A 21,168-nucleotide genomic window follows, 5' to 3' on the forward strand; every position below is an offset into this window, starting at 1 on the left:
GGGGTCAGAGCTTGGTACGGAACTTGTGGATGGCGATCGGTGCCATCACCGCGGTGATGCCCACCGACCAGATCAGCGTGACCCACACGTCGTGCGCGACCGGACCGCCCAGCATGAGACCGCGCGCCGAGTCCGCGAGCGTGGACAGCGGGTTGTAGTCGGTGAAGTGCTGGAGCCAGCCCGGCATCGACTTGGTCGGGGCGAAGATGGACGAGCCGAACTGGAGCGGGAACAGCACCAGGAAGCCCATCGCCTGCACGGACTGCGCGTTCTTCAGGACGACACCGAGGGTGAGGAACACCCACATGATCGAGGAGGCGAACAGCGCGGCCAGACCGACGGTCGCGAACAGGCCCGCCCAGTGGTGGATGTGGAAGCCGACCAGGACGGCGACGACCATCAGGATGGCGGTCGCGAACAGCATCCGCCCCAGCTCCACCGCGATCTTCGCGAACAGCACCGAGCCGCGCCCGATCGGCATCGACCGGAAGCGGTCCATGACACCGCTGTTGAAGTCCTGGCTGAAGCCGGTGCCGACGCCCTGCGACATCGTCATGCTCATCATCGCCAGCATGCCGGGGATGACGTACTGCACGTACCGGTCCTGACCGCCGCCCAGCGCCATCCCGATCGAGCCGCCGAAGACGTACACGAAGAGCAGCGTGAAGACGATCGGCATGAACAGCGCGTCGAACATCGACTCGGGGTCCTGGCGGATCCACAGCAGATTGCGGCGGATCAGCGCGCTGGTGTGGCGCAGATGCCCGCGCAGCGGAATCCGCATGTCGCTCAGGTTGTGGGCGGGGGCGGCGACGTCGGTCGCGGTGACGGTGGTGGTGGCGGCGCTCATGCGGCGACCTCCTCGCGGGAGTCGGCGGCGACGGCGTCCTGCGCATCACCGGCACGGTGGCCGGTGAGGGACAGGAACACCTCGTCCAGGCTGGGGAGTTCGGTGGTGACGGAGGAGAGGGTGATCCCGCGGGCGATGACCGCGCCGACCACCGCGGTCAGCTGCTCGTCGCTGAGGACCGGCACCAGCAGGGACCCGGTCTCGTTGTCCACGGCGGTGCTCGCGAGCCCGGTGACGCCCAGCTCGTCCAGCATCGTGGCGAGCGGGCTCAGCTCCAGCGGGTCGAGCGGCCGGATGCGCAGGGTGCGCCCGCCGACCTTGGCCTTCAGCTCCTCGATGCCGCCCTTCGCGATGACCTGGCCGCGGTCCACCACGGTCAGCTCGGAGGCGAGCTGCTCGGCCTCCTCCATGTACTGGGTGGTGAGCAGCACGGTGACGCCGTCGCCGACCATCGCCTTGACCTCGTCCCACACCTCGTTGCGGGTGCGGGGGTCGAGACCGGTCGTCGGCTCGTCCAGGTACAGCACGGCCGGGCGGCCGATCATCGAGGCGGCCAGGTCCAGCCGCCTGCGCATACCGCCGGAGTACGTGCTCGCCGGGCGCTTGGCGGCCTCGGTGAGGGAGAACCGCTCCAGCAGCTCGTCGGCGCGGGCGCGGGCCTCCTTGCGGGGCAGGTCCAGCAGCCGCCCGATCATGTACAGGTTCTCCCAGCCCGGGAGCTTCTCGTCCACCGAGGCGTACTGCCCGGTGAGGCCGATGACCCGGCGCAGCTGGCGGGGCTGGCGTACGACGTCGTAGCCGGCCACGGTGGCCGTCCCGGCGTCGGGGGTGAGGAGGGTGGACAGGATGCGTACGAGGGTGGTCTTGCCGGCGCCGTTCGGCCCGAGGACACCCATCACGGTGCCCTCGCGGACGTCCAGGTCGACACCGTTCAGTGCCTTGGTCTCGCCGTAGTGCTTGACCAGTCCCCGTACGGTCACGGCGGAACGCCCGCCGGCGGGGCTGTCGTCGATTCGCGTCATGTGGAACACGTTGTCAGCGCCGACCGACAAACCGCCGACAGGTGACCGACAGCCACCGACAACTCCCCGACGACCACCGCAACCATCAATTGAGCCACCACGACGGCGAGCGACCACCTCCGCGAGAGCGGCGCCGGTTCAGGCGCAAAGCACGGCAGCCCGCCGACGGGGGAAGATCGGCGGGCTGCCTCTGTGCCGCAATGGCCTAGTGGACGGAGTGCTCCTCCAGCGGGAACGCCCCGCCGACGACGTCCTCCGCGAACTCCTTCACCGCGTTGCCCATGACCTCACGCAGGTTCGCGTACTTCTTGACGAACTTCGGGACCCGCCCGCTCGTCAGCCCGAGCATGTCGGTCCACACCAGCACCTGCGCATCCGTCTCAGGGCCGGCGCCGATACCGACCGTCGGGATGTGCAGTACCCGCGTCACCTCGGCCGCCAGCTCCGCCGGAACCAGCTCCAGTACCACCGCGAACGCGCCCGCGTCCTGCACGGCCTTCGCGTCGCGCAGCAGCTGCTGTGCCGCCTCCTCGCCGCGCCCCTGCACGCGGTAGCCCATCGCGTTGACGGACTGCGGGGTCAGGCCGATGTGGGCCATCACCGGGATCCCGGCCTCGACCAGCAGCCGGATCTGCTCGTGCGAGCGCTCGCCGCCCTCCAGCTTGACCGCGCCGACCCCGGCGTCCTTGACCAGCCGGGTCGCCGAGCGCAGCGCCTGCACCGGACCCTCCTGGTAGGACCCGAAGGGCAGGTCGCCCACGATCAGGGCGCGCTGCGTGCCGCGTACGACGGCGGCGGACAGCATCGTCATTTCGTCCAGTGTGACGGGCACGGTCGTCTCGTACCCGAGGTGGCAGTTGCCCGCCGAGTCGCCGACCAGGATCACCGGGATCCCGGCCTCGTCGAAGACGGACGCGGTCATCGCGTCGTAGGCGGTGAGCATGGGCCACTTCTCGCCCCGCTCCTTGGCGAGGGCGAGGTCGCGCACGGTGATGCGGCGGGTGCCCTTCCCTCCGTACAGCGCCTTGCTGCCGTCGGAAGGCTTGTTCTGGGCAGCCGAAAGCTGCGTCATGGCAACGGCTCCTTCAGTCATCTCGAGGCGCCCTGACGGCGTCCCCGGATCGACTCCATGGTGGCACTTCGTGCCAAGGAGAGCCAGGGGGAGGCCCTGTGATCCCTTCAGCCGTGTCGACCGCGACCGAAGCCCCGCCGCGCAATACCTCGGCAAAGGAATTTAGATACGAGACGGTGTCGTATCGAAATGAGCGTACGCTCGGACGTATGACAACGCCCGCCCCTGCCTCCCGGATACCGGAAGCCGTGCACCGGCGCCGTTGGGCGATCCTCGGCGTGCTGATGCTGAGCCTGCTCATCGTCGTGCTCGACAACTCGATCCTGAACGTCGCCGTGAAGACCATCGCGAGCCCCGCGCCGACCGGCCTCGGCGCCACGCAGAGCGAGATCGAGTGGGCGATCAACGCCTACACCCTGGCCTTCGCGGGCCTGCTGTTCACCGCGGGCCTGGTCGGCGACCGCCTGGGCCGCAAGAAGGTCCTGCTCGGCGGGCTGCTCGTGTTCGGCATCGGCTCGGCCCTGGCCGCCGAGTCCGGCTCCCCGGGTCAGCTGATCGCCTTCCGCGCCCTGATGGCCCTCGGCGCCGCGTTCGTCATGCCCGCGACCCTCGCGGTGCTCATGCACGTCTTCGAGCGCGACGAGCAGCCCAAGGCCATCGGCATCTGGGCGGGCGGTGTCGGCCTCGCCATCGCGATCGGGCCGATCACGGGCGGCTTCCTGCTCGACCACTTCTGGTGGGGATCGGTCTTCTTCGTCAACGTGCCGATCGTGATCGTCGCGCTCGCCCTGATGCTGTGGCTGGTCCCCGACTCCCGCGATCCCAACCCGGGCCGTCTCGACCCCGTGGGCGTGGCGCTGTCCGTCGTGGGCCTGGTCCTGCTGGTCTACGGCATCATCAAGGGCGGTGAGCTGGCCGACTTCACCGACACCACCGTGCTGTCCACCATCGGTGCCGGTCTCGCCGTCCTCGCTGCCTTCGTCGTCTTCGAGAAGCGCAGCGACCACCCGTCCCTGGATGTCACCTACTTCAAGAACAAGGTCTTCTCGGCCGCCATGAGCGCCATCGCGCTGGTGTTCTTCGCGCTGATGGGCGTCACGTTCTTCGGCGTCTTCTACACCCAGAGCGTGCGCGGCTACTCGCCGCTCCAGTCAGGCATGCTGATGCTGCCGCTGGCTGCCGCGCAGATGACCTTCGCGCCGCGCGCGCGGCTGGTCGTCCAGCGGTTCGGCAACAAGGCCACGACCACCGCCGGCCTCGTGCTGGTCGCCGCGACGCTCGCCGCGTTCGCGACGTTCGAGGCCGACACGCCGATCTGGCTGCTGGAGGTCGTCTTCTTCCTCATGGGCGCCGGCATGGCGCACATCATGACGCCGATGTCCGTCGTCATCATGCAGACGCTGCCGCGCGAGAAGGCCGGCTCGGCCTCCGCGCTCAGCAACACCTTCCGCCAGGTCGGCGGCGCCCTCGGCATCGCCGTCCTCGGCTCGGTGCTCTCCGCCGCCTACCGCCACGGCATCGAGGGCAGGCTCGGCCTGCTGCCACCGGGCCTGCGCGACAGCGCCGGCGAGTCCATCGAGGCCACGCTGGGCATCGCCCAGAAGCTCGGCCCCCAGGGCAAGGCGCTGGTCACACCCGCCGACGACGCCTTCCTGCACGCCATGCACGTCACCGCCCTGTGCGGCATGGGCGTCGCGCTGTTCGGCGCCGTGGTGGTCGCCCTGTTCCTGCCGGGCAAGCCGCCGGCCGGTCAGCAGAGCAGGCCGGAACCGGACTTGGTGAACGCCAAGGACTGAGATCGAGCAGGACTCCACGGAAGAAGGAGGTGGTTGCGAGAGGATTGCCCGAGCACATCGAAAGGACGGAGCGACGTGAGCCTTGTCAGCAGCCGACCTCGCCCGGACGGGCCCGCACGGGGCCGCCCCCGCAGCGAGGCCGTGGAACGGGCCATCCTGGAAGGCGTGATGAAGCTCCTGGAGGAGGGCCTGCCCCTCGCCGAGATCTCCATCGAGCGCGTCGCGCGCACGGCCGGGGTCGGCAAGGCCACCATCTACCGCCGGTGGAGCGGCAAGGAGGAGCTGTTCGTCGACGTCATGCGCGCCGCCGAACCGCCCGACCCGGTGCTGCCCGGCACCTCCATGCGGGACGACCTCGTCGTGGTGCTGGAACACCTGCGGCTGCGCGGGCTGGTCAGCCGTTCCTCGGCGATCCTGCACAACGCGTACGCCCAGATGAAGTCCAGCCCCAAGATCTGGACGGCGTACCACGCCGCGGTCGTCGCGCCCCGGCGCGCCCTCTGCCTCGAACTGCTGCAACGCGGCCGGCGCAACGGCGAACTGCGCACGGACGTCGACCTGGACCTGGCCAACGACATGATCGTCGGCCCCATGCTGGTGCGCACCCTCATGCGCCCCGACGCCGACCTGCCCGAGGGTCTGTCGGAGCAGATCGTCGACACGGTCCTGGCCGGCCTACGGCCCGTCAGCTCGCTCGGGGCGTAGCGCCGATCGCCTGAATCGGGGCGGCCGCCAATGTGCGCGTTTCGTCACAGTCCTCGCCGCTCACGGCGGTAACCGGAACTCCGGGCGTCGCCCTGTTCGTCCTCGTCTTCCGTACGGCCGTCATGGGACGGCAGGAGCGGAGCCGAACATCCCCTAGGGTCGGAAGAACACAGGGGCGACGGTGTGCACGGCAGGCAGTGAGGCAGACGGTATGGCGCAGCAGGCGTACATGACGGAGACGGACAACGGCGGCTCGGGGCCCGAGCGACCGTGGACCCGGATCCGGCGCCTGTTGCACCGCCTGTTCGTGGGCTGGCGCGGCGAGGCCAACATCTGGCGCCGCGGCCTCGTCCTCGCGGCGATCGCCCTGCTCCTCGCCCTGGTGATGCTGCTGCACGCGCACATCCCCAACGCCGTGGGCAACCTCGGCTCCCTCACCGAGACTTTCCTGCCCTGGCTGGGCCTGCTCATCCCGGTGCTGGTGATCCTCGGCCTGCTCCGCAGGTCGGCGACCGCGCTGATCGCCGTGGTCCTCCCGGCGATCGTCTGGCTGAACGTCTTCGGCGGGCTGCTCACCGACAAGACAGGCGCCGGCGGCGACCTCATGGTGGCCACGCACAACGTCAACGCCGAGAACCCCGACCCGGCCGGCACCGCCCGTGACGTGGCGGGCTCCGGCGCGGACCTGCTGGCACTGGAGGAAGTGCCCGCGTCCGCCGCCCCGGTGTACGAGAAGGCGCTGGCGGCGACGTACAAGTACCACGCGGTCGTCGGCACCGTCGGCCTGTGGAGCAAGTACCCGATGACCGGCGTCGAGGCCGTCGACATCAAGCTCGGCTGGAAGCGCGCGATGCGCGCGACCGTGACGACCCCGAAGGGTCCGATCGCGGTCTACGTCGCCCATCTCCCCTCGGTGCGCGTGAAGATGGAGGCCGGGTTCACCGCCCGCCAGCGCGACAAGAGCGCGGACGCGCTGGGCGAGGCCATCGCCGACGAGCCGCTGAAGCGGGTGGTCCTGATGGGCGACCTCAACGGCACGATGAACGACCGCGCGCTGAAGGCCGTCACCTCGCAGCTGCGCTCCACGCAGGGCGCGGCGGGCAGCGGCTTCGGGTTCAGCTGGCCGGCGTCGTTCCCGATGGCCCGGATCGACCAGATCATGGTCAAGGGCGTCGAGCCGGAGAGCTCCTGGACCCTGGCCCGGACGGGCAGCGACCACCTCCCGGTGGCGGCCCGAGTGAAGCTGGACACTTCCTCGTAACCAGCCGGAATACTGGGCCTGAGAGTCTTTGTTCCGTACCTGAACATAATAGGGTGCGGAACTCCGCTCTCCCGCTTCTCGTTTGAAAGGCACAGGCCCTTCATGCCCCTGGCCCTGCTCGCACTGGCCGTCGGCGCTTTCGGTATCGGCACGACCGAGTTCGTGATGATGGGCCTGCTGCCCGACGTCGCGGACAACCTGCACATCTCGATCCCCACCGCCGGGCACCTGGTCTCGGCGTACGCCCTGGGCGTGGTGATCGGCGCCCCGCTGCTGGCCGCCCTGACCGCGCGGATGTCCCGCCGCGCGGTCCTGATGGGCCTGATGGGCCTGTTCGTGGTGGGCAACGCCTTCTCGGCACTCGCCCCCGGCTACGACTCGCTCCTGGCCGCCCGCTTCCTCAGCGGCCTGCCGCACGGGGCCTTCTTCGGCGTCGGCGCCGTCGTCGCTACGGCGATGGTCCCGCCGGAGCGCAAGGCCCGCTCGGTGTCCCTGATGTTCCTCGGCCTGACCGTCGCCAACATCGCGGGCGTGCCGGTGGCGACCCTCATGGGCCAGCACCTGGGCTGGCGGGTGACGTTCCTCGGCGTCAGCGCGATCGGCACAGCGGCGATAGCGTCGCTGGCCCTCCTGATCCCGCGGGACCGGATCGCGGCCCCCGCGACGGGCCTGCGCGGCGAACTGGCAGCGCTGCGATCGGTGCCGGTGTGGCTGGCGCTGGGTACCACGGTGGCGGGCTTCGGCGCGCTCTTCGCGGCGTACAGCTACGTCACGCCGATGCTGACGCAGGCGGCGGGCTACGCCGAGGGCAGCGTGACCCTGCTCCTGGCCCTGTTCGGCGTGGGCGCGACGGCGGGCAACCTCCTGGGCGGCCGTCTGGCGGACCACTCCCTGCGCGGCACCCTCTTCGGCGGCCTGGCCGCGCTGGCGGCGGTACTCCTGCTCTTCCCCCTCCTCATGCGCGCCGAGTGGAGCGCGGCCGTTGCGGTGACCCTGCTGGGTATGGCGGCGTTCGTCACCGGCTCCCCGCTGCAACTGATGGTCATGGAGAAGGCGTCGGCGGCCCCGTCCCTGGCGTCCTCCGCCAACCAGGCGGCCTTCAACCTGGCCAACGCCGGCGGCGCCTGGATCGGCGGCCTGGCGCTGGCTGCGGGCTTCGGGGTTACGTCCCCGGCTCCGGCGGGCGCGGCCCTCGCTGTCCTCGGCCTGGGCGTGGCGGGCGTGGCGTACACGGTGGACCGGCGCCGGGAGACTCCGACGGCAGGGCGGGAACGGGTGGTTGCGGCGCACGTACCTGAGCAGCAGGGGGCGCTGCACGGCTGACCCAGGGGGTGAGGGGCGGCTGACCCAGGGGGTGAGGGCGGGCCGGTGCCGGGTCGGTTGCCGTTGGGCCACTCGCTTCTTGGCCAGTGTCGTGCTTCCGCGGGCCGCGTCAAGGGCGCTCCCGTTCCGCTGCGCTCCACTCCCGCGTCGCCTACGGCGATCGGCCTACGGCCGCCCCTTGACCCGGCCCGCTCCAGCACGGGGAAGAAGCGAGCGAGCGGCCGGGGGAGCAGCGGGGGCCGAGGCTTGTTGGGTCCGTCCGTCGGTTGTTCAGGTGCCGTTGGCTGTGGGGGGGCGGGGCGGCGACCTCGCGCGTCACAGGTGACTCACCCGCCCCACCCGGGCAGCAATCGGCAGCGATGGGCGGCGGTGCGGAGTGATTGGTGGATCTGTCCCACAGGCCCAGGGTGGAAGTCCGCAGGTCAGGGGAGTGCCGCAGGTTGGAAGAGCGGAACAGATCCACCACTCATGGCCCATGGCTGCCAATTGCCGCCCGCAGGTGACGGGAGAGGCGGATGTGACGTTTCCCGCCAGGTGCATTTTCTCGGGGAGGGTCGTCAGCGGGCAGCCAGGAGGCCGTCCACCAGGGCTCGGAGTCCATCGAGGTAGGTGTTCTCGGCGGTCAGTGGTGCCCAACGGTCGGCGACCTGCGCCAAGCGAGGTAGCTCGCTCGGGTCGAGATCGGCGAAGACGCGCTCCCGGTAGGTGGGGCGGTCGTCTGTTCGTCGCCGGGCCGCCGCCGTCCGGACCACGATCTCTCCGGCGGTGTAGTACCAGATCGCGCGGTATCCGTGTACGGCCCGCTCGGGGGTCACTCCGCATTCGATCAGACCGTCGATGATCTGCTCGACGAACCACAAGGCGGATGTGGACATCAGGTCGTCCGCGGTCAGCACCTCCGCGATCCACGCGCAGGCGGCGAGCGCCTCGTGGATCGCGGCAGCGGCGACGACGACCCGCTCGCGAGGCTGGGCGGGCAGTTCGGGTCGGTGCAGCGCCCGCGCGGCGTAGTCGTCCAGCAGCAGGACGAGCAGTTCTTCCTTGTTGCGGACGTGGTGGTAGAGCGCCATCGGCGTGCTGCCGATCTCCGTGGCCAGGCGACGCATGGTCAGCCGGTCCACGCCTTCCGCGTCCACGATCCGGCGGGCCGTAGCGATGACCTCCTCGCGGGAGATACGGGGAGGCCGGCCAAGGGATTTGCGCGGTGCGGACGGGTGCGGCATGCCCTCATCATCCCCCAGGTGTCGACAGCGGTGATCTCCTGGGCTACTTTCCTTACGTGTATAAAAATTCGCGGGGGCGACCCCGACTAGTGCTGGCGGCGGCGGCCGTCGCCCAGTTCGTCTTCGCCCTGGACATGTCGGTGGTCAACGTCGCACTGCCCGCGATCCGCACCGCGTTGGGATTCGCGCCGCTCGACCTGTCGTGGATCGTGCACGTCTACGCGCTCGCATTCGGCGGACTCCTGTTACTGGGGGGCCGCGCTTGTGACCTGTACGGCCACCGTCGGCTGTTCGTGGTGGGACTGGCCGTCTTCGGGCTGTGCTCGCTGGCGGGGGGGCTGGCCCAGGCACCCTGGCAACTGATCGCCGCCCGAGCCGGTCAGGGGCTCGGTGCTGCCGCAGCCGCCCCAGCCGCGCTGGGGATGCTCACCACCACCTTCCCTGAGGGCCCTCAGCGTGTCCGGGCCCTCGGGGTGTGGAGCGCGGTGAACGCCGCAGGGGGAGCGCTGGGGGTACTGGCAGGTGGTCTGCTGACCGAGTACGCGGGGTGGCGCTGGGTGATGCTGGTCAACCTGCCCATCGTGGCAGCGGCCCTCGCGCTGGTTCTCGCAGGCGTGCCCGCCGGAGCGCAGCCCGACCGGCGCGAGAGGCTGGACGTGCTCGGCGCCGTCCTGGCGACCGGCGGAGTCGGGCTGCTGGTGTTCGGCGTCGTCCGCACCGACACCCGAGGATGGGGATCCCTGGCCACCCTGGCGACCCTCGCCGCTGCGGCCGCGCTCCTGGCCGCCTTCGTCGTCGCCGAATCCCGGGCTCCCGCACCGCTGTTGCGCCTCGGCCTGCTGCGCAGTCGCTGGGTCGCCGGCGCCAACGTGCTGGTGTTCTTGGCCGCGGCCGGGCAGTTCACGGCGTTTTACTTCGTGTCCCTGTACATGCAGCAGGTCCTGGGCATGGGGGCCGCAGCGACCGGCGCCGCGTTCCTGCCGTTCTCCGCGAGCCTGGTCACGGGCACCATCATCGCGACCCGCGTCACCACGGCACGCACCCCTCGAGCTGCCCTGGTACCCGGCGCTCTGCTGGCCGCTGCGGGCCTGGCCTGGTTTGCCTTCATCAGCCCCAGCGGCGGCTTCCTCACCGACGTGCTCGGCCCCTGCGTCATCACCGGCGTCGGCGTCGGACTGGTCCTGGCCCCGGTCGCCGCCGCCGCGACCACCGGCGTCGCCTCCCACGAGGCCGGCATGGCCTCCGGCCTTTTCAACAGCTCCCGCCAACTCGGCGGCTGCATCGGCCTGGCCGTGCTGGCCACCATCGCCGCACACCGCACCGGCACGGCCACCAACCCTGCCGCGCTCAACGACGGCTACGCCCTGGGCCTGGCCATCGCCGCCACCCTCTTCGTGATCGCGACGGTCGTGGCGATCGGCGTGCTGCCCCGCCGCCGGACCGAGACACCTGCGCCGCAGCCCGCCACCCCGGCAGAGAACCGACTGGAAGGAACTCCGTCATGACGACGACACCCATCTCACCCGTCGACCTGTTCACCTCGGCGCTGCACCTCCACCCCGACGGCGGCGTCCAAGCTGCCGAACGGCGGATGGCGAGCGGCGACTTGGGCGCCTGGCAGATGGCGACGTTCCACGTGGAGACCGACGCCGACGTTCACGCCGACCACTGGGAGATGCACCCGGAGGCCGAGGAGGCGGTGTGTTGCCTGAGCGGCGGAATCCGCCTCTACTTCCGCCCCGCCAGGCCCGACGGAGCCGAGCACATGGTGCAGTTGCAGGCAGGCACCGCCGTGATCGTCCCCCGCGGTCGCTGGCACCGCCTGGAGCTGGACGCCCCCAGCAACCTCATGTCGATCACCCTTCGCCACGGCACCCGCCTCGAAAAGCGCACCGGCACTCGCTGAGCGGAATATGGCCCGGCAGATGCGCTGCCGGGCCACCACAACCGTGATGGGGAGTGTTGGGCCGCGACGGGCTGTGATTGGTGAATTCCTCCCAGGAGAGCAAGGGGGAATGCCTGCAGGTCACGCGCCTTTACTCGCCTCGCGGAAGTACGACACTGGTCAAGGAGCGGGCGGCCTCGCTCAAGTCGGCGTAACGCAAAGGGGCGTGAGGTCACCAGGACCCCACGCCCCCTCCGCTTCAGCGGATCAGCGCGTCACCGAAACTCAGTGGCGGCGGAACGACTGCACGTACCCACCCGCAGGCGTACCCACGCCGGTCACGTCGTCGTAGCCCTTCACGGCCTTCAGCGAGCTGTCCTTGCCGAGGCTGCGGACCGAGGTCGCGAGGCCGCCGGTGGCGTCGTAGCGGTTCACGAAGTCGATGCGGGCGACCGCCAGGTCGGAGCCTGTCGGGTTGTCCGTGACGTCGTGGAAGACGCCCTTCTTGCCGTACTTGGCGTAGATGGACGGGTTGGCGAAGCCGAGGGCCTTGCCGCCCTTCGCCTCCTGAGCCAGGGCCTGGACCGCCGCGATCACCGGCGCGGCCAGCGAGGTGCCGCCGATGCGGTACTCGCTGTACTGCTCGGTGCCGTCCGGGAAGGTCTGGGTCTGACCCACCAGGAAGCCGGTGTTCGGGTCGGCGATGGCCGCGATGTCCGGGACGACACGGTTGCCGTCGGCGCTGTTGGCCTTGGCGAGCGAGTCCGGGACGACGCCCTTCTGGTAGTACGGCTGCGCCACGGTCTTGCTGGTGCCGCCGCCCGCGCCCGAGTTGAACGCGCCGGGGAAGTTGGTCCAGCTCTTGCCGTCGGCAGAGAGGACCGCCTTCTCGGTGCCCCAGCCGGTCTCCCACTGGTACGTGTTGTCCTTGCCGACAGCCAGCGAGGTACCGCCGACCGCGGTCACCCAGGCGGAGTTGGCCGGGGTGTCGACCTGCTTCGTACCGGTGTTGGCGACCTGGTCGCCGTCGTCACCGGAGGAGAAGTAGAAGCCGATGCCCTGCACCGCGCCCAGCTGGAAGACCTGGTCGTACGCGGCGGCCAGGTCCGGCGTCTGGTTGCCCTCGACGTCGCCCCAGGAGTTGGAGACGATGTCGGCCAGGTGGTTGTCGACGACCTTGCTGAGCGAGTCGAGCAGGTCGTCGTCGTAGCAGGACGCCGCACCGACGTAGGTGACGTCGGCGGCCGGCGCGACCGCGTGCACGGCTTCGACGTCGAGGGTCTCCTCGCCGTACCAGCCGGCCGCGCCGCACTCCTTGGTCTTGGTGTAGTTCTTCGGCAGCGACTGGTGCAGCTGACCGGTCTTCCAGGCCGCGTCACCGTTCTTCATCGCGTAGGTGCCCGCGTCGAAGGCGATGGTCGGCGAGGCGTACGCGTCCGTGATGGCGATGCGCACGTTCTTGCCGGTGTAGGTGCCCGCGCCGTAGGCGGCGCGCAGCTGCTTGCCGGTGTAGCCCTTGATGGCGTACGGGATCTTCTGGCCGTACGCGTCCGGCAGCGTGCTCGCGATGTTCGAGCCGTAGTACGAGGAGAACGGCCCGGAGTTCTTGAACACGGCGTCCGGCGGCGGCAGCTGGTCGTCGTGGGTCGACTTGTGCGGGGCGGTGTCCAGACCGGTGACGGTCAGGACGGCGCCCTTCAGGCCGGCCGGGACGGAGGCGGTCTTCGCCGGGGCGCGGTAAACCTTCGAGCCCTTGGCGTAGTTGTGCAGCTGGGTGCCGAAGGCCTTCTCGGCCGCGGCCACGTCACCGGAGACGGAGACGTAGTGCGCGGTGACGCCGGTGACGGTCAGTCCGGCCGACTTCAGCCAGGACTTGACGGCGGCCACCTGGGCCTTGGTGGCCCCGAAGCGGGCCTGCGTCTTCTTGGCGTTCAGGTACTTGCCGTACAGCGGAGAGCTGGGGTCGGACACGGCCTTGGCGTAGGCGGCGAGTCCGGCCGCGTCCCGCCCGGCCAGGTAGACCCGGGCGTGGACCTGGGCGTTGTCGGCTGCGGCGCCCTTGTCCGCCGTGGCGGTGGCCCACGTGGGCTTGGTGCCCGCCAGCGCGTTACGGGCCGGGCTGTCCGCGGCGTGCGCCGCGGGTATACCCAGCGCCAGCGCGCCGGCGATCATGGGCAGTGTCGCTGCCATGCTCACGCTGGCGCGCACCTTGGCGCGGTTGGATCTCATAGAACCCCCTGCGATGCGGTTCGCATGCATGTAGTGGTCGGTACGTCGTGGTTCCGGGCACCGGCCCGCGGCGGCGTCGGCCGGCGAATGGATCACACGATGGTGGCCACTCTGTCGATGAACCGTTCATGTCAGGGGAACGTGAAAGTCAAGAGAAGCTCAAGTAATCGTCAACCGGGGCGATTTGAGCCTTTTATCCTTACGGCGGTGTTACGAACGGGGTTGTGCGCCCCGTTCCTTGAGCATGCCGGCCATCACCTGGAGTTCCGACTGCTGCGCGTCGACCATGCCCTGCGCGAGCCGCTTCTCCACGCCGACCTTGCACTTGACGACACACCCCTCGGCCATGTGGATGCCGCCCTTGTGATGGTTCGTCATCAGCTGGAGGTAGAGGATCTCCGCCTGCTTGCCCTTCAGCGACTGGAGCTTCTTCAGGTCGGTGTTGGTCGCCATGCCCGGCATCAGCGCGCCGTCCTTGCCGTCGGCCATGTCGCCCATGCCCATCCAGGTCATCGGCGGCTCGGCGGACACCTTCGGCAGCCCCCACAGATCCAGCCAGCCCAGCATCATCCCGCGCTGGTTGGACTGCGTCTGCGCGATGTCGTAGGCGAGGCGTCGCACATCCGCGTCGGTCGTGCGGTCGCGGATGATGTACGACATCTCCACGGCCTGCTGATGGTGCACGGCCATGTCCCGTGCGAACCCGGCGTCGGCCGACTCCGCACCCGGCGTGTCCTCTCCGCCGCCGCCCTCGGCGAGCGAGTAGGTGACCGCGCCGGCCGCGACGAGCACTGCCGCCGCGGCTCCCGCGATCCAGCCGACGTGCCGCCGCATCACTTCATGGCTCCGCCGGTGCAGGAGGCGCCCGGCTCGGGTGTCTGCTTGCCCTGCACGTAGGTGGCGAAGAACTTGTTCACCTCGGGGTCGCTCGCGCTCTTCACGTTCACCTGGTGGCCCCAGGCCGACAGGGTCAGCGGGGCGGCCTGGTTCTCGTACGGGCTCATCAGCGAGTACGGCGTCTTCTTGACCTTGGCGGCGAGCGCGTCGACGTCGGCCTTGTTCGCCTTGCTGGTGTACGTCACCCAGACCGCGCCGTGCTCCAGGGCGTGCACCGCGTTCTCGTCCTGCACCGGCTTGGTGTAGACGTCGCCGTTGCAGTTCAGCCAGACCGGGTTGTGGTTGCCGCCGACCGGCGGGTGCATCGGGTACGACACCTTGCCCGTGACGTGCGTCCGGCCCAGCTTGCCGGACCAGGTCTTCACGCCGTCCGCGGCGGTGACCCAGTGCCCGGAGGCTTCGTTCTTGCTGTCGTCGGACTGCGAGTTCACGAGGACCACGCCGCCGACCACCAGACCGGCGACGATCACCACGGACGCGCCGATGGTGAGCGCCCGGCCGCGGCGCTCGCGGGCGCGCTCGGCGCGCCGCATCTCCTCTATTCGCGCCTTGCGCGCCGCGCTGCTCTTGTTCTTGGCGGAACCCATGAGAGTTTCCTTCTGGGGGAAAGGGGCGTGGACGGTGGGGCGCACCGATCGTAATGCGCCAGGCGAGTCCCACCGTAGGCAAGGGCAGGATATCCACCGGATAAATTTGAACCCCGGATGCCCATTACCTACCCTCGCGGTATGCGGCTGCTCCGCTCCACCGATCTGGCCCTGCGCTTCCTCATGCGCCTTGCCACGGCCGGCGACACCATGCCCACGACCCGCCAGGTGGCGCAGGACGTGGGCGTGCCCTACACGCACGCCGCGAAGGTCGTCGCCGAGCTCCAGCACCTGGGCCTGGTCGACGCCCGCCGGGGCCGGGGCGGCGGCCTGAGCCTCACCGAGCGGGGCCGTGTGGTGTCCGTCGGCAAGGTCGTGCGCACCTTCGAGGGCGACGGCGAGGTGGTCGAGTGCGAGGGTGAGCACCCCTGCCCCCTGAACACCGGCTGCCGTCTGAGGGGCGCGCTCCGCCGGGCCCAGGAGGCGTTCTTCGCCACGCTGGACCCGGTGACGATCGAGGAGATCGTCGCCGAGCCGACGGGCCCGCTGCTCCTGGGCATCTCCAGCAGGCCGCCGGCCGGCGGTTAGTCCTGGGCCAGCCACAGGTCCGGGCCGAACACCTCGTAGTGGATGTCGGCCGGGGCCACGCCCTGCTCGATCAGCTGGGCGCGGACCGCGCGCATGAAGGGCAGCGGGCCGCACAGGTACGCGCGCGTGCCCGCCGGTACGTCGATGCCGGCCAGGTCGACCAGTCCGGTACGGGCGCCGGGCTCGGCGTCGCGCTCGTAGAAGAGGTGCACGGAGGCCTCGGGCAGCTTCCCGGCGTACGCCACGTGGTCGGTGCGCAGGGCGTGGTCGGCGGGGGAGCGGTCGCCGTGCACGACGGTGACCGGGGCGCGGTGGCCGTCGGCCGCGAGCGCGGCGAGCATCGCCACCATCGGGGTCACGCCGATGCCCGCGGAGGCGAGCAGCAGGGGACGGTCGCCGGTGTCGCCGAGCACGAGGTCGCCGTACGGCTCGGAGAGTTCGACGACGTCGCCCTCGCGCACGTGCGCGTGGAGGTGGTTGGAGACCTCGCCGTCGGGCGCCGCACCGTCGTGCACGCGCTTGACGCTGATCTGCCGGACCGTCTCGCCCGGGGCCCCGGAGAGGCTGTACTGGCGTATCTGCCGGGCGCCGTCCGGAAGGGCGACGCTGACGGAGACGTACTGCCCGGCGCGGAAGCCGGCCACCGGACCCCCGTCCACCGGCCGCAGCCGGAAGGTGGCGACGTCCGCGGTCTCGGCGACCCGCGTCACGACCTCCCACTTACGCCATTCGGGCCCGCCGCTCTCCTCGTACAGCCGCCGCTCGATCGCGATGAGCGCGTTCGCCATCAGCCAGTAGACCTCGTCCCAGGCCGCCGCCACCTCGGGCGTGACGGCCTCGCCGAGGATCTCGGCGATGGCGGCGAAGAGGTGCTCGTGGACGACCTCGTACTGCTCGGGCCTGACGCCCAGGGAGGCGTGCTTGTGCGCGATGCGGCTCAGCAGGGCGTCGGGCCGCTGGTCCGGGTGGTCCAGCAGATGCACGGCGAAGGCGGCGATGGAGCCGGCGAGGGCCTGCTTCTGGGCGCCGGAGGCCTGGTTGCCCCGGTTGAACAGGTTCCGCAGCAGCTCGGGGTGGGCGGCGAAGAGGCGGGCGTAGAAGCGCTCGGTGATCTCGCCGATGGCTCCGGCGACGGCGGGCAGGGTGGCGCGAACGGTGGCGGCGGACGGCTCGGTCAGCATCGGGACTCCTCTGATCTGGGCTGATCAGGACGGGATGAAAACTTGCATCTGCGATGCAAATTAATAAAGTTGCATCTGAGATGCAACTTAAATCGAGGTGGGGTCCCTCACGCGGCGGTTGGGCCGGTCGGCCCTTGCGCGGAAACCGGACCGGCCATCGCGGAAGCCGGATCGGCCATTACGGATACCGGTCCGAGCAGGCAAGATGGGCGACAGAGCAGTACACCTGCCGGACGACAGGCGTTCAGCCCGAAGACGCTCGTGCGATCAAGGTCTGCAACGCGCATGAAATGGTGTTGTGGTGGGATGCTCAGGTGCCCGACCGCCTCCCGTGCTACGGCGGACAGGCGGCCTGACCAGCAAGGATGGGGAAGCGGAAGATGGACAAGCAGCAGGAGTTCGTGCTCCGGACCTTGGAGGAGCGCGACATCCGGTTCGTACGCCTGTGGTTCACGGACGTGCTGGGCTTCCTCAAGTCGGTCGCCGTGGCCCCCGCCGAGCTGGAGCAGGCCTTCGACGAGGGCATCGGCTTCGACGGCTCCGCCATCGAGGGCTTCGCCCGCGTCTACGAGTCCGACATGATCGCCAAGCCGGACCCCTCCACCTTCCAGATCCTGCCCTGGCGTGCCGAGGCCCCCGGCACCGCCCGCATGTTCTGCGACATCCTCATGCCCGACGGCTCCCCGTCCTTCGCCGACCCGCGCTACGTACTCAAGCGCGCCCTCGCCCGCACCTCCGACCTGGGCTTCACCTTCTACACCCACCCGGAGATCGAGTTCTTCCTGCTGAAGGACCGCCCCCTCGACGGCTCCCGCCCCACCCCGGCCGACAACTCGGGCTACTTCGACCACACCCCGACCAACGTCGGCATGGACTTCCGCCGCCAGGCGATCACCATGCTGGAGTCGATGGGCATCTCGGTCGAGTTCTCCCACCACGAGGGCGCCCCCGGCCAGCAGGAGATCGACCTGCGCTACGCCGACGCGCTCTCCACCGCCGACAACATCATGACGTTCCGCCTGGTCATGAAGCAGGTCGCGCTGGAGCAGGGCGTCCACGCCACCTTCATGCCGAAGCCGTTCTCCGAGCACCCCGGCAGCGGCATGCACACGCACCTCTCCCTCTTCGAGGGCGACCGGAACGCGTTCTACGAGTCCGGCTCCGAGTACCAGCTCTCCAAGGTCGGCCGCTCCTTCATCGCGGGCCTGCTCAAGCACGCGGCGGAGACCTCCGCGGTCACCAACCAGTGGGTGAACTCCTACAAGCGCATCTGGGGCGGCGCCGAGCGCACCGCCGGCGCCGGCGGCGAGGCCCCGTCGTACATCTGCTGGGGCCACAACAACCGTTCGGCCCTCGTCCGCGTCCCGATGTACAAGCCCGGCAAGACCGGCTCCGCGCGCATCGAGGTCCGCTCCCTCGACTCGGGCGCCAACCCGTACCTGGCCTACGCCGTCCTCCTCGCCGCCGGCCTGAAGGGTGTCGAGGAGGGCTACGAGCTGCCGCCGGGCGCCGAGGACGACGTCTGGGCCCTCTCCAACGCCGAGCGCCGCGCGATGGGCATCGAGCCCCTCCCGCAGAACCTGGGCGAGGCCCTCTCCCTCATGGAGCGCAGCGACCTGGTCGCAGACACCCTCGGCGAGCACGTCTTCGACTTCTTCCTGCGCAACAAGCGCCAGGAGTGGGAGGAGTACCGCTCGGAGGTCACGGCGTTCGAGCTGCGCAAGAACCTTCCGGTGCTGTAGGCGCAGGTCAGGGCCGGTTTTCGGCGAAACGACCTCTTGGGGCCGGCGGTCACGGACCGCCGGCCCCAAGGTGTCCTGCACCTGTGCCGGATGTGGTCCGGCGCTCATGGGGCGAGCTGTGACTCCCCGCTCGTATCGTGAAAGGAGGCGCAGCTGCTGTAGCAAGGCAGGGAAGTCATGAAGGTACCGGCGGTCGACTACGCGGCGGTGTTCCAGGCCCTTCCCGGGGCGGTGGCGCTGGTGACCCCGGAGCTGATCTACGCCGACGCCAACCCGGCGTTCCTGCGCCTGCGGGGCCTCCCCCGCGAGCAAGTGGTCGGTCACTTCCTGCCCGAGGACCATCCCGACAAGGCCCCCGCCGAGCCTCTCCTGCTCAGAGTTCTGGCGTCACTGCGCCGGACGGCGGGCACCGGTGAGCGCAGCATCGTGGCGCTGCAGCGCTACGACATGGAGGACCCCGACCAGCCCGGGGTGTGGCACGAGCGGTATTTCAACCTGACCAACGTTCCCGTATTCGGACCTGATGGGCGGGTGACGCTGCTGCTGCACCGGGTGGAGGACGTCACCGACCTCATCCGCGCCCGTGAAGTCGCGCTGACCCTGCAGGAAGCCATGCTGCCCGCTCCGCGCCCGGTCGGTCGGCATCCGGCGGCCGTACGCTACCGGCCCGCCGCCGAAGCGCTGAACGTGGCCGGCGACTGGTACGACCTGGTCGACCTGCCCGGTGGTCGCATCGCCGTCGCCGTCGGCGACGTCGTCGGCCACGGCCTGCCCGCCGCCGGCGTCATGGGACAACTGCGCAGCGCCCTCACCGCCGCCTCCCTCGTCGCCGAAGGCCCCGCCCGCGCGCTGGAAGCCCTCGGGCTGTACGCGCGCACCGTCGACGGCGCCGAGAACACCACCGTGGCCACCGCATTCATCGACTGGGAGACCCGCACCATCACCTACAGCAGCGCCGGCCACCCCCCACCCGGGCTCCTGCAGAGGGACGGGTCCGTCGAGTTCCTGGACCGGGCCACCGACCCGCCACTGGCCGCCTGCCCTCAACACGCCTCCCGGATCCAGGGTGTCGCGGCCTTCGGCGAGGGCGCCGTTCTCGTGCTCTACACCGACGGCCTGATCGAACGCCGCCGCGAAGACATCGACACCGGCCTCGCCCGGCTCGCCGACTCCCTGGCCCGCCACCGGGCGGAGGACCCCGAAGCCCTCGCCGACGCCGTGCTCGACGACCTGCTCCCACCCGGTGGCGCCACCGACGACACCGCCCTGGTCATCGTGCGCCTGTGAACCCGGCCCGCTACGCCTCGGCCCGTTGGGTGATGGCTGCCTCGGTGCGGTCTCCCAGGAACTCGTACCACCGGCGTTCCAGACAGACGTAGCGCACGTCCGCCTCGACGAGGCTGAGGAAGCCCGTCACGGTCTCGGTGAGACGTTGCTGCAGCCCGGGGTCGGCCAGTGCTCCGTCCTCCGTGAAGGCCTGGTAGCTGTCGGCCACGCTGAACATGTCCGGGTAGACGCGGGTGCCCAGGTGTTCCAGGGGAATCCTCAGGGCCCACAGCCCGCGGTTGCCGCCGACCAGGGACGGCGAGGCGGACACGAGCATCGCGTGCTTGGTCTTGAACGGCTGCGGCCGGACACGGGAGACCCAGTCGATCGCGTTCTTCAGTACTCCCGGCACGGAGGCGTTGTACTCCGGCGAGGAAATGACGAAGGCGTGGCTCTGCTCGAGCCGGTCGCGCAGGGCGAGGGCGCCGGGCGGCAGCCCTTCGTCGGCCTCCCTGTCGCCGTCGTACAAGGGCATGTCGAAGTCGCGCATGTGGGCGAGGTCGACGGTGGCACCGGTGTCGGAGATGAGCCGGGCCACGAGGGAGGCGAGGCGGGCGTTGGCCGAATCGGCCCGCAGCGCCGCACCGAAGACCAGGAATCGCAGGGGGCCGGGATGCGTGTCTGTGGGCATGGGTCCGTCCTTGTGTCGTGGGCCGCGCCTTTGGCGAGGCGCCCCGACGACCAGTGTGGTTCCGAGGGGGCCGACGCGCGACCGACAGCGGGGCCGCGCGGTGGCGCCCGCTCGCTCGCAGGCACACCGTGGAAGCGGAGGAGGCTTTCCACCCAGGAGGACGTGATGTTGCGGCAGACCCGACTGCCCGGTGAGACCGAGGAGCAGCTCGTCGCCCGCGAGGAACTCCGGCTCGCCGAGATCGAGCTCATGCGGCACCGGGAGAACGTCGCGGCCCTGCGCCGGTCGCTGCCCCTGGGCCCCGCCGTCGACGACTACCGCTTCCTCGAAGGCCCGGCCGCCCTCGACTTGGGCGACACCCCCGTCCGCGAGGTCGCCCTGAGCGAGCTGTTCACCGCGCCGGACCGGCCGCTGATCGTCTACCACTTCATGTACGGCAAGCTGCAGACCAACCCCTGCCCGATGTGCACCCTGTGGATCGACGGCTTCAACGGCGTCGCCCACCACATCGCGCAGAACGCCGACTTCGCCGTCGCCGCCGCGGCCGACCCGCCCACCCTGCGCCGGCACGCCCGCAACCGGGGCTGGTCCCGGCTCCGGTTGCTCAGCTGCGGTGACAGCACCTTCAAGTACGACCTCGGCAGCGAGGACAAGGACGGCGCACAGGACTCCACCGTCTCGGTCTTCACCCGGGACGCCGACGGCACGGTCCGCCACTTCTACTCCGCACACCCGCGCATGGCCGAGGACATCGACCAGCGCGGCATCGACCTGCTCAACCCCGTCTGGCACCTCCTGGACCTGACCCCGGGCGGGCGCGGCGACTGGTACGCCGGCCTGGACTACTGAC

19 protein-coding genes are annotated in these 21,168 nt (G+C 70.2%); 10 read left to right on the plus strand and 9 right to left on the minus strand.

Annotated features, from left to right (window positions below):
• Positions 1 to 4 precede the first annotated feature (4 nt).
• The 3 genes from ACWD3E_RS04455 to panB form a co-directional block, all read right to left on the minus strand.
• Positions 5 to 850: an ABC transporter permease gene (locus ACWD3E_RS04455; protein ID WP_451386025.1), complete on the minus strand. Its 846-nt coding sequence runs from the start codon at positions 848 to 850 to the stop codon at positions 5 to 7.
• Positions 847 to 1,872 carry an ATP-binding cassette domain-containing protein gene (locus tag ACWD3E_RS04460; protein ID WP_451386026.1) on the minus strand — a complete coding sequence of 342 codons (1,026 nt, stop codon included), beginning with the start codon at positions 1,870 to 1,872 and terminating at the stop codon, positions 847 to 849. Before ACWD3E_RS04460 ends, ACWD3E_RS04455 begins: the two co-directional genes overlap by 4 nt.
• 205 nt (positions 1,873 to 2,077) lie before the next feature.
• Positions 2,078 to 2,944: a 3-methyl-2-oxobutanoate hydroxymethyltransferase gene (panB, locus tag ACWD3E_RS04465; RefSeq protein WP_451351172.1), complete on the minus strand. Its 867-nt coding sequence runs from the start codon at positions 2,942 to 2,944 to the stop codon at positions 2,078 to 2,080.
• Between the two features lie 209 nt (positions 2,945 to 3,153).
• Here panB and ACWD3E_RS04470 point away from each other — a divergent pair, with 209 nt between their 5' ends.
• The 4 genes from ACWD3E_RS04470 (at position 3,154) to ACWD3E_RS04485 (ending at position 8,029) form a co-directional block, all read left to right on the plus strand.
• Positions 3,154 to 4,740, plus strand: coding sequence for an MFS transporter (locus tag ACWD3E_RS04470; protein ID WP_451386027.1), 1,587 nt, complete (start codon positions 3,154 to 3,156; stop codon positions 4,738 to 4,740).
• A 75-nt stretch (positions 4,741 to 4,815) separates the two neighbouring features.
• Positions 4,816 to 5,445, plus strand: a complete 630-nt coding sequence (locus ACWD3E_RS04475) for a TetR/AcrR family transcriptional regulator (RefSeq protein WP_451386028.1) — start codon at positions 4,816 to 4,818, stop codon at positions 5,443 to 5,445.
• A gap of 211 nt (positions 5,446 to 5,656) precedes the next feature.
• Positions 5,657 to 6,706 carry an endonuclease/exonuclease/phosphatase family protein gene (locus ACWD3E_RS04480; RefSeq protein ID WP_451386029.1) on the plus strand — a complete coding sequence of 350 codons (1,050 nt, stop codon included), beginning with the start codon at positions 5,657 to 5,659 and terminating at the stop codon, positions 6,704 to 6,706.
• A 102-nt stretch (positions 6,707 to 6,808) separates the two neighbouring features.
• Positions 6,809 to 8,029 (plus strand): MFS transporter, encoded by a 1,221-nt coding sequence (locus tag ACWD3E_RS04485; RefSeq protein ID WP_451386030.1) that lies wholly within the window; start codon positions 6,809 to 6,811, stop codon positions 8,027 to 8,029.
• A gap of 557 nt (positions 8,030 to 8,586) precedes the next feature.
• Here ACWD3E_RS04485 and ACWD3E_RS04490 read toward each other — a convergent pair.
• Positions 8,587 to 9,252 carry a TetR/AcrR family transcriptional regulator gene (locus ACWD3E_RS04490; protein ID WP_451386031.1) on the minus strand — a complete coding sequence of 222 codons (666 nt, stop codon included), beginning with the start codon at positions 9,250 to 9,252 and terminating at the stop codon, positions 8,587 to 8,589.
• A gap of 56 nt (positions 9,253 to 9,308) precedes the next feature.
• On the opposite strand from ACWD3E_RS04490, the gene ACWD3E_RS04495 reads away from it, so the two are divergent.
• Both ACWD3E_RS04495 and ACWD3E_RS04500 read left to right on the plus strand, forming a co-directional pair.
• Positions 9,309 to 10,757: an MFS transporter gene (locus tag ACWD3E_RS04495; RefSeq protein WP_451386032.1), complete on the plus strand. Its 1,449-nt coding sequence runs from the start codon at positions 9,309 to 9,311 to the stop codon at positions 10,755 to 10,757.
• The gene (locus ACWD3E_RS04500; protein WP_451386033.1) at positions 10,754 to 11,158 is read left to right on the plus strand and encodes a cupin domain-containing protein; all 405 of its coding nucleotides are present in this window, start codon (positions 10,754 to 10,756) and stop codon (positions 11,156 to 11,158) included. The genes ACWD3E_RS04495 and ACWD3E_RS04500 overlap by 4 nt, the downstream gene beginning before the upstream one ends.
• Before the next feature lie 264 nt (positions 11,159 to 11,422).
• Here ACWD3E_RS04500 and ACWD3E_RS04505 read toward each other — a convergent pair whose 3' ends face one another.
• The 3 genes from ACWD3E_RS04505 to ACWD3E_RS04515 all read right to left on the minus strand — a co-directional run bounded on the left by ACWD3E_RS04505 (position 11,423) and on the right by ACWD3E_RS04515 (position 14,850).
• Positions 11,423 to 13,366, minus strand: a complete 1,944-nt coding sequence (locus ACWD3E_RS04505) for a S53 family peptidase (protein WP_451386034.1) — start codon at positions 13,364 to 13,366, stop codon at positions 11,423 to 11,425.
• Between the two features lie 210 nt (positions 13,367 to 13,576).
• A complete protein-coding gene (locus tag ACWD3E_RS04510; protein ID WP_451386035.1) occupies positions 13,577 to 14,200 on the minus strand; it encodes a DUF305 domain-containing protein in 624 nt (207 codons plus the stop codon).
• Positions 14,200 to 14,850 carry a DUF3105 domain-containing protein gene (locus ACWD3E_RS04515; protein WP_451386036.1) on the minus strand — a complete coding sequence of 217 codons (651 nt, stop codon included), beginning with the start codon at positions 14,848 to 14,850 and terminating at the stop codon, positions 14,200 to 14,202. The genes ACWD3E_RS04510 and ACWD3E_RS04515 overlap by 1 nt, the downstream gene beginning before the upstream one ends.
• A gap of 141 nt (positions 14,851 to 14,991) precedes the next feature.
• On the opposite strand from ACWD3E_RS04515, the gene ACWD3E_RS04520 reads away from it, so the two are divergent.
• Positions 14,992 to 15,438 (plus strand): RrF2 family transcriptional regulator, encoded by a 447-nt coding sequence (locus tag ACWD3E_RS04520; RefSeq protein ID WP_451386037.1) that lies wholly within the window; start codon positions 14,992 to 14,994, stop codon positions 15,436 to 15,438.
• Here ACWD3E_RS04520 and ACWD3E_RS04525 read toward each other — a convergent pair.
• The gene (locus tag ACWD3E_RS04525) at positions 15,435 to 16,619 is read right to left on the minus strand and encodes a globin domain-containing protein (RefSeq protein WP_451386038.1); all 1,185 of its coding nucleotides are present in this window, start codon (positions 16,617 to 16,619) and stop codon (positions 15,435 to 15,437) included. The genes ACWD3E_RS04520 and ACWD3E_RS04525 overlap by 4 nt on opposite strands.
• A gap of 380 nt (positions 16,620 to 16,999) precedes the next feature.
• On the opposite strand from ACWD3E_RS04525, the gene glnA reads away from it, so the two are divergent.
• Positions 17,000 to 18,361, plus strand: coding sequence for a type I glutamate--ammonia ligase (glnA, locus tag ACWD3E_RS04530; protein ID WP_451386039.1), 1,362 nt, complete (start codon positions 17,000 to 17,002; stop codon positions 18,359 to 18,361).
• Between the two features lie 177 nt (positions 18,362 to 18,538).
• Positions 18,539 to 19,648: a PP2C family protein-serine/threonine phosphatase gene (locus ACWD3E_RS04535; protein WP_451386040.1), complete on the plus strand. Its 1,110-nt coding sequence runs from the start codon at positions 18,539 to 18,541 to the stop codon at positions 19,646 to 19,648.
• Between the two features lie 10 nt (positions 19,649 to 19,658).
• On the opposite strand, the gene ACWD3E_RS04540 is transcribed toward ACWD3E_RS04535, so the two are convergent.
• A complete protein-coding gene (locus ACWD3E_RS04540; protein ID WP_451386041.1) occupies positions 19,659 to 20,318 on the minus strand; it encodes an NADPH-dependent FMN reductase in 660 nt (219 codons plus the stop codon).
• A 165-nt stretch (positions 20,319 to 20,483) separates the two neighbouring features.
• On the opposite strand from ACWD3E_RS04540, the gene ACWD3E_RS04545 reads away from it, so the two are divergent.
• Positions 20,484 to 21,167, plus strand: a complete 684-nt coding sequence (locus tag ACWD3E_RS04545) for a DUF899 family protein (RefSeq protein ID WP_451386042.1) — start codon at positions 20,484 to 20,486, stop codon at positions 21,165 to 21,167.
• Position 21,168 lies beyond the last annotated feature (1 nt).

The organism is Streptomyces sp. NPDC002676 (assembly GCF_053592455.1).

Excerpts from the sequence above, each read along its gene's own strand:
- ACWD3E_RS04535 (WP_451386040.1), top strand. The coding sequence starts at position 18,539 with ATGAAGGTACCGGCGGTCGACTACGCGGCGGTGTTCCAGGCCCTTCCC.
- ACWD3E_RS04515 (WP_451386036.1), bottom strand. The coding sequence starts at position 14,850 with ATGGGTTCCGCCAAGAACAAGAGCAGCGCGGCGCGCAAGGCGCGAATA.
- glnA (WP_451386039.1), top strand. The coding sequence starts at position 17,000 with ATGGACAAGCAGCAGGAGTTCGTGCTCCGGACCTTGGAGGAGCGCGAC.
- ACWD3E_RS04480 (WP_451386029.1), top strand. The coding sequence starts at position 5,657 with ATGGCGCAGCAGGCGTACATGACGGAGACGGACAACGGCGGCTCGGGG.
- panB (WP_451351172.1), bottom strand. The coding sequence starts at position 2,944 with ATGACGCAGCTTTCGGCTGCCCAGAACAAGCCTTCCGACGGCAGCAAG.
- ACWD3E_RS04485 (WP_451386030.1), top strand. The coding sequence starts at position 6,809 with ATGCCCCTGGCCCTGCTCGCACTGGCCGTCGGCGCTTTCGGTATCGGC.
- ACWD3E_RS04525 (WP_451386038.1), bottom strand. The coding sequence starts at position 16,619 with ATGCTGACCGAGCCGTCCGCCGCCACCGTTCGCGCCACCCTGCCCGCC.
- ACWD3E_RS04510 (WP_451386035.1), bottom strand. The coding sequence starts at position 14,200 with ATGCGGCGGCACGTCGGCTGGATCGCGGGAGCCGCGGCGGCAGTGCTC.
- ACWD3E_RS04520 (WP_451386037.1), top strand. The coding sequence starts at position 14,992 with ATGCGGCTGCTCCGCTCCACCGATCTGGCCCTGCGCTTCCTCATGCGC.
- ACWD3E_RS04505 (WP_451386034.1), bottom strand. The coding sequence starts at position 13,366 with ATGAGATCCAACCGCGCCAAGGTGCGCGCCAGCGTGAGCATGGCAGCG.
- ACWD3E_RS04500 (WP_451386033.1), top strand. The coding sequence starts at position 10,754 with ATGACGACGACACCCATCTCACCCGTCGACCTGTTCACCTCGGCGCTG.
- ACWD3E_RS04455 (WP_451386025.1), bottom strand. The coding sequence starts at position 850 with ATGAGCGCCGCCACCACCACCGTCACCGCGACCGACGTCGCCGCCCCC.
- ACWD3E_RS04540 (WP_451386041.1), bottom strand. The coding sequence starts at position 20,318 with ATGCCCACAGACACGCATCCCGGCCCCCTGCGATTCCTGGTCTTCGGT.
- ACWD3E_RS04470 (WP_451386027.1), top strand. The coding sequence starts at position 3,154 with ATGACAACGCCCGCCCCTGCCTCCCGGATACCGGAAGCCGTGCACCGG.
- ACWD3E_RS04490 (WP_451386031.1), bottom strand. The coding sequence starts at position 9,252 with ATGCCGCACCCGTCCGCACCGCGCAAATCCCTTGGCCGGCCTCCCCGT.
- ACWD3E_RS04460 (WP_451386026.1), bottom strand. The coding sequence starts at position 1,872 with ATGACGCGAATCGACGACAGCCCCGCCGGCGGGCGTTCCGCCGTGACC.
- ACWD3E_RS04545 (WP_451386042.1), top strand. The coding sequence starts at position 20,484 with ATGTTGCGGCAGACCCGACTGCCCGGTGAGACCGAGGAGCAGCTCGTC.